This is a genomic window from Saccharopolyspora oryzae, assembly GCF_027853915.1.
GTDB lineage: Bacteria > Actinomycetota > Actinomycetes > Mycobacteriales > Pseudonocardiaceae > Saccharopolyspora > Saccharopolyspora oryzae.
On record NZ_JAQGLA010000161.1, the window covers coordinates 1 to 6,113 of the forward strand.

At 67.9% G+C, this 6,113-nt stretch carries 6 protein-coding genes; 1 reads left to right on the forward strand and 5 read right to left on the reverse strand.

What is annotated here, in order from left to right:
- Positions 1-188: 188 nt before the first annotated feature.
- Positions 189-1,166 (forward strand): helix-turn-helix transcriptional regulator, encoded by a 978-nt coding sequence (locus OU415_RS37705; protein ID WP_270954576.1) that lies wholly within the window; start codon positions 189-191, stop codon positions 1,164-1,166.
- Between the two features lie 12 nt (positions 1,167-1,178).
- On the opposite strand, the gene dnaB is transcribed toward OU415_RS37705, so the two are convergent.
- The 5 genes from dnaB to rpsF all read right to left on the reverse strand — a co-directional run bounded on the left by dnaB (position 1,179) and on the right by rpsF (position 5,880).
- Positions 1,179-3,818: a replicative DNA helicase gene (gene dnaB / locus OU415_RS37710; RefSeq protein WP_270954577.1), complete on the reverse strand. Its 2,640-nt coding sequence runs from the start codon at positions 3,816-3,818 to the stop codon at positions 1,179-1,181.
- A 414-nt stretch (positions 3,819-4,232) separates the two neighbouring features.
- A complete protein-coding gene (gene rplI / locus OU415_RS37715) occupies positions 4,233-4,685 on the reverse strand; it encodes a 50S ribosomal protein L9 (protein WP_270954579.1) in 453 nt (150 codons plus the stop codon).
- Positions 4,686-4,704: 19 nt separating this feature from the next.
- On the reverse strand, positions 4,705-4,941 hold the full coding sequence (gene rpsR / locus OU415_RS37720; protein WP_093151213.1) for a 30S ribosomal protein S18: 237 nt from the start codon (positions 4,939-4,941) through the stop codon (positions 4,705-4,707).
- Positions 4,942-4,986: 45 nt separating this feature from the next.
- A complete protein-coding gene (locus OU415_RS37725; RefSeq protein WP_270954580.1) occupies positions 4,987-5,472 on the reverse strand; it encodes a single-stranded DNA-binding protein in 486 nt (161 codons plus the stop codon).
- Positions 5,473-5,514: 42 nt separating this feature from the next.
- Positions 5,515-5,880 carry a 30S ribosomal protein S6 gene (gene rpsF, locus OU415_RS37730; protein ID WP_270954581.1) on the reverse strand — a complete coding sequence of 122 codons (366 nt, stop codon included), beginning with the start codon at positions 5,878-5,880 and terminating at the stop codon, positions 5,515-5,517.
- Positions 5,881-6,113: the final 233 nt, after the last annotated feature.

Genomic DNA, 6,113 nt, shown 5'->3' on the forward strand with positions numbered 1-6,113 from the left:
GCGGTCCACCGATGCCACCAGGCCTGGTGACACCACCCCCCGGATCATCCGTTCGACTGGGGGACAAAGTCATGCCAGGCCTGGCGACCAGGGCTCTTGATCAGAGCCACGAAAACGGTAACGGGGACACCGGGCACGTTAGGGGCAATAGTGGACAGGATCCGCCCGGTATTGCGAGGATCTTGTGCGTGACTCGGCCGATCGCCCGCGTGCTGGCGTTGCTGGAGATCCTCCAGCGCGGAGGTACCAGGACCGTCGCCGAGCTCGCCGAGCGACTCGACGTGGACGAGCGCACCGTCCGCCGCTACGTCGGCCACCTCCTCGACCTGGACATCCCGGTCCGCTCGGTGCGCGGGCGGCACGGCGGGTACCGCCTGTCCCCTGGCTACCGGATGCCGCCGCTGATGCTCACCGACGAGGAGGCGCTCGCCGTCCTGCTCGGTCTGGTCGCGGGCCGGCGCGCCGGGTTGCTCAGCACTTCGGTCGCGGCCGCCGAGAGCGCGATCGCGAAAGTCCGCCGAGTGCTGCCCGAACCTCTCGGCCGCCGGCTCGACGCGCTGCTGGAGATCGCCGACTTCACCGCGCCCGCACGATCAGCGCTCACGGCGGAAGCCGAGGTCCTGCTCACCGTCGCGGAGGCGGCGCGGGATCGTCGCCCGGTCGATCTCGGCTACATCGCCGGCCACGGCGGCGCCAGCGAACGCGTCGTCCACCCGTACGGGGTCGTGGCCCACTCCGGGCGGTGGTACCTGACCGGCTTCGACTCCGCCAGCGGGCAGGTGCGCACGTTCCGCGTCGACCGGATCACGACCGTCGAGATGCGCGCTGGAACGTTCGACGTGCCAGTCGGATTCGACCCGGCCCAGCGCGTGCTGACCGCGATCGCCGAGGCGCCGCACCAGCACGAGGTGTCCGTGCGGATCCGATCGACGCCCGAGCAGATCTGCTCCGTCTTCCCACCGTCCGTCGTCAAGCTGGAAGAGATCGATCCCGGATCTTCCTGGGTGCGGGCCCGGATCCGAGCACAACGGCTCGAATGGATACCGCCCCTGCTCGCGGCGCTCGATCGACCGTTCGTCGTCGAACGACCCGACGCCCTCCGCGACCTGGTGCGAGCGCTGGCCGACCGGCTCACCGACCACGCCGACGCGCGACCGGAAGACTGATCACGCGCCGGACTACTCCTGGGCCATGTCGACGAAGCGGCTGTAGTGGAGCTGGTGGGCGACCGTGATCGTGGCCGTCGGGCCGGCTCGGTGCTTGGCCAGCACCAGGTCGGCCTCGCCCATGCGGGGGTCGTCGCGCTCGAAGGCGTCCGGGCGGTGGATCAGGATCACCATGTCCGCGTCCTGCTCCAGGGAACCGGACTCCCGGAGGTCGGAGAGCTGCGGCTTCTTGTCCGTCCGCTGCTCGGGACCACGGTTCAGCTGGGAGATCGCGACCAGCGGCACTTCGAGTTCCTTGGCCAGCAGCTTGAGGTTTCGGGAGAACTCCGAGACCTCCTGCTGGCGGGACTCGACGCGCTTGCCGGAGGTCATCAGCTGCAGGTAGTCCACGACGATGAGCTGGATGTCGTGGCGCTGCTTGAGCCGTCGCGCCTTCGCGCGGATCTCCATCATGGTGAGGTTCGGCGAGTCGTCGATGAAGATCGGCGCCTCGCTGATCTCGCTCATCCGCCGCGCCAACCGCGTCCAGTCGTCGTCGGTCATCCGGCCACCGCGCATGTCGCCGAGCCGGATCCGGGCCTCGGCGGAGAGCATGCGCATGACGATCTCGGTGCGCCCCATCTCCAGCGAGAAGATGACGCTGGCCAACCCGTGCTGCACCGACGCAGCCCGGCAGAAGTCCAGTCCCAGCGTCGAGTTGTGCGTCGGGATCATCGACCGGCTCGCCAAGTACAGGTGATCCGCCGCGTCCACCTCAACGCACCGAACCGGCACACTCGCCACTGGCCGCACGTCGGTGATGTACCGAGTCCCGACCATCCGAGGTGTCCGCGCGTTCCGCTCCTTGTGGACCAGCTGCTTGCGTGTCAGGCGGAAGACGTCGTCCTGAGTCGTGAAGGTGAGCGTGAACGCCGTGGACGAAGATTCCGTCCTGCCCCGCACGCGCTTGGTCGTCATGCTGCAGCGGTAACCGAGGCTGACGATCAGTTCGTACGTGTCCTGCGCGAGCCGTTCACTGGTCACCGCGAACTGCACGGAACCGCTGGGTGCAACGGTGCCGTCCGTGTCGAGGAGTCCGGCCAGCAGCGCGCGCCGCTGGGATTCGGAACCACGGAGGTACTCCGCCGGGATGTGCTTGTTCCCGAGCACACCCATCGTTCGGAGCAAGGCCTGGACAGTGCCTCGCTCATTGCGGCACTCCTGGCACTGACGCAGCCCGCACGTCGGCTTTCCGCAGTCCGGGCAAGTCGGTTGCGGCACCGGATCGGAGAGGAAGCGCGCCTTGCCGCCGCAGCTCTGCCCACAGGTCCGCACCTGGCTCGTCTTCGGAACGAACACAGCCCCGCAGACCACGCAGTTCCGCTCCGCAATCGGGTCAGCCTGCGGGAACTGGATGCGGTAGAAGCGATCGCGCGTCTGCGGCGCGTGGTACCCCTCGGCCTCCACGTGCATGGCGACCTCTGGATCAGCGCTCGTGAACGCGGCCGAAAGCGAGGTGCCATCGCCGAGCCAGACACCCAGCACGTAGGGCGCGAGCGGGAGGTCCCGCTCCGGGAGGTCGATCGGCTGCGCAGCGTTCACCGAGTGGTTCAGCCGGCGGTCGGCCGTGTTGCAGCGCAGGGTTTCCGCGATCTCCTCCGTGGTGCGGACTTCAGCGAAGGTGCGCTGGTTTCGAGTCCCGCCATGCCCAGCTGCGGCGGCTTGCGCCGACTTCCGCGATGCGCGGGTATCCGTCAGCCACTGGTGTTGGGCGTCTGCCGTGATGACCGTGCCGTCGGAGAACTCGACCTCGTAGCACGGGCGGTCGTGCATGACCTCGGTTGCCGCAACCACCTTCGTCGGCTTTCCGTCCGCGCCGATCAGGTAGTCGCCGACAACGACCTCACCCATCGTCGTCCAGCCCTCGGGGGTGGGCAGCGGTGTGTCGAGCGCCAGTGCCTTGCCCACACCAGGACGGGCCGCGACGATGATCATCTGGCCGGCGTGGAGGCCGTTGGTCAGGGCGTCGAGGTCGACGAAGCCGGTCGGGATGCCCTGGGACTCCCCGCCGCGGGACGCGATCGCGTCGATCTCGTCCATCGTCGGCTGGAGGAGCTCTTCGAGGGCGTGGTAGTCCTCGCTGGCCCGGCGTTCCGTGACGTCGTAGATCGACGCCTGGGCGCGGTCCACGACCTCTTCGATCGCCGCGCCTTCGGAACCGTGGTAGCCGAGCTGGACGATGCGGGTGCCCGCCTCGACCAGGCGGCGCAGGATCGCCTTCTCCGCGACGATCTCCGCGTAGTAGCCCGCGTTCGCCGCTGTGGGGACCGTGGCGATCAGCGTGTGCAGGTAGGGGGCGCCGCCGACCTTGAGCAGCTCCTGGCGGCGCTCCAGCTCCGCGGACACCGTGATCGCGTCCGCCGGTTCACCGCGGCCGTACAGGTCGAGGATGCAGTCGTAGATCGCCTGGTGCGCCGGGCGGTAGAAGTCGTTCGGGCTGAGCGCCTCGACAACGTCCGCGATCGCGTCCTTGCTCAGCATCATGCCGCCGAGCACGGACTGCTCGGCTGCCAGGTCTTGCGGGGGTTGCCGTTCGAAGGTGCTGCCGCCGGCCGGACCGCTGCCGCCGTCGTCCTCGAAGTACGGGTCCTCGGGCTCCTCGGGAACCGCCACCTGACCCGGTCACCTCCTCCGCGCCAAGACCGTCGCGCGCGTTGGGCGCGTGGGCACGCGCGAAGCTAGATCACCCGCACAGAGCAGGCAACCCAGCCTGTGGACAAAGTTCGGGACAACCTGTGGATAGGTTGCATCGAGCCTGTGGATAACTTGCAGCAGCGTTCGGCACAGCTGGGGACAACTTGGGGACAAGTCACCAGCGGTGACAACAAACCCCAGGTCAGAGGCTGTGCGTAGGCTGTGGAAGAAATCCGTGGAAAAGTCCGGGCGTGTCGTCAGCTCGGCGTGTCGGAATCGGCGGAACTTCGTCGTCGCCGTGACAGCCGGTGCACGCGCCGGACGCAGCACCGTCCACCCTTCACCCGAATGGACGGGGTGGACGGTGCTGCGCGTTGCTCCGGTGCTACCGGGTCACTGCTCCTTGGTGACCTGGACGGCGACGTTGGCCGACACGTCCGGGTGCAGCTGCACGTCGACGACGTGCTTGCCCAGCGACTTGATGTGGCCGCGCAGGCTGACCGAACGCTTGTCCAGGTTCGGGCCACCGGCCTTGCGGACCGCGGCGACGACGTCGCCGGGGGTGATCGAGCCGAACAGCTTGCCCTGCGCGGAAACCTTCGCGCTCAGGGTGACGCCGCCCAGGTTCTGCAGCTGCTGCTTCAGCTCGTGGGCGTGCTCCAGGTTCCGCACGCGGCGGTTCTCCTGGACGCGGCGGATCGTCTCGATCTGCTTCTGCGCGCCCTTGGTGCCCACGATGGCGAGGCCCTTGGGCAGCAGGTAGTTGCGCGCGTAGCCGTCCTTGACCTCGACGATGTCGCCGGACTCGCCCAGGTTGGACACGTCAGCGGTGAGGATGATCTTCACGACGTGACTCCTTTCCGGTTCAGCGAGCGGTCGAGGTGTAGGGCAGCAGCGCCATCTCGCGGGCGTTCTTCACCGCGATGGCGACGTCGCGCTGGTGCTGGCTGCAGTTGCCGGTCACGCGACGGGCACGGATCTTGCCGCGGTCGGAGATGTACTTCCGCAGCAGGGTCGTGTCCTTGTAGTCGATCTGCGCAGCCTTGTCCTTGCAGAAAACGCAGACCTTCTTCTTCGGCTTGCGCACGGGCGCCTTGGCCATCGGTCTTCCTCCTGAACGAAAACTTCGAGAGCGTTGTCGCCGCGTTTAGAACGGCGGCTCGTCGCTGAACCCACCGCCGGAACCGGCAGGTGGTGCGGAACCCCACGGGTCGTCGGCCGGCGGACCGGCCGGGCTGCCCCCGCCGCCGCTGAAACCGCTGCCGCCACGGCTCACCTTGTTGACCTTGGCGGTCGCGTAGCGCAGGGACGGACCGATCTCGTCGACCTCGAGCTCGACGACGGTGCGCTTCTCGCCCTCCTTCGTCTCGAAGGAGCGCTGGCGCAGTCGGCCCTGCACGACCACCCGCATGCCGCGGGTCAGCGACTCGGCCACGTTCTCCGCCGCCTGCCGCCAGATGTTGCAGCGCAGGAAGAGGGCTTCGCCGTCCTTCCACTCGCCGCTCTGGCGGTCGAAGGTCCGGGGCGTGGACGCGACGGTGAAGTTCGCGACCGCGGCACCCGACGGGGTGAAGCGCAGCTCCGGGTCGGCGGTCAGGTTGCCGACCACCGTGATTACCGTTTCACCAGCCATGACCTGGGGACTCCAGTCTGGTCGTTAGCGGTTCGGGCCGGATCAGGCGTTGGCCTGAGCCGCAGCAGCAGCCGCGGCGCGAGCCTTGGCGGCACGCGCGGCCTTGCGGGGCTCGACGACCTTGCGCAGGACCTTGGTCCGCAGGATCGACTCGTTGAGGTTCAGCTGCCGGTCCAGTTCCTTGATGGTGGCCGGCTCGCTGTTGAGGTCCAGGACGACGTAGATGCCCTCGGAGTTCTTCTCGATCTCGTAGGACAGCCGACGACGGCCCCAGACGTCGACCTTCTCGACGGTGCCACCGTCGTTGCGGACGACGTTGAGGAAGTTCTCCAAGGACGGAGCGACGGTGCGCTCGTCCAGGCTCGGGTCCAGGATGACCATGAGCTCGTAATGACGCATGAAGACCATTCACCTCCTGTGGACTCACGGCCATGGACTTTCCATGGCAGGAGGGTCGTTCGCGTCGAACAACTGGACAAGGCTAGCAAGCCCCGCCGACACCCCGGCGGACGGGGCGCCGCACTCCGGAGGCCGGGCCGCAGGTGTCGGCGTGTCGGGCCCCGGCACGCCGGTGATCCGCAAATTCCATTGAAATCGGACAGTCGATTTCAATGGAATTTGCGGGTCACGGACTGCGGATC

Excerpts from the sequence above, each read along its gene's own strand:
- rpsR (WP_093151213.1), bottom strand. The coding sequence starts at position 4,941 with ATGGCCAAGGCGCCCGTGCGCAAGCCGAAGAAGAAGGTCTGCGTTTTC.
- OU415_RS37725 (WP_270954580.1), bottom strand. The coding sequence starts at position 5,472 with ATGGCTGGTGAAACGGTAATCACGGTGGTCGGCAACCTGACCGCCGAC.
- rpsF (WP_270954581.1), bottom strand. The coding sequence starts at position 5,880 with ATGGTCTTCATGCGTCATTACGAGCTCATGGTCATCCTGGACCCGAGC.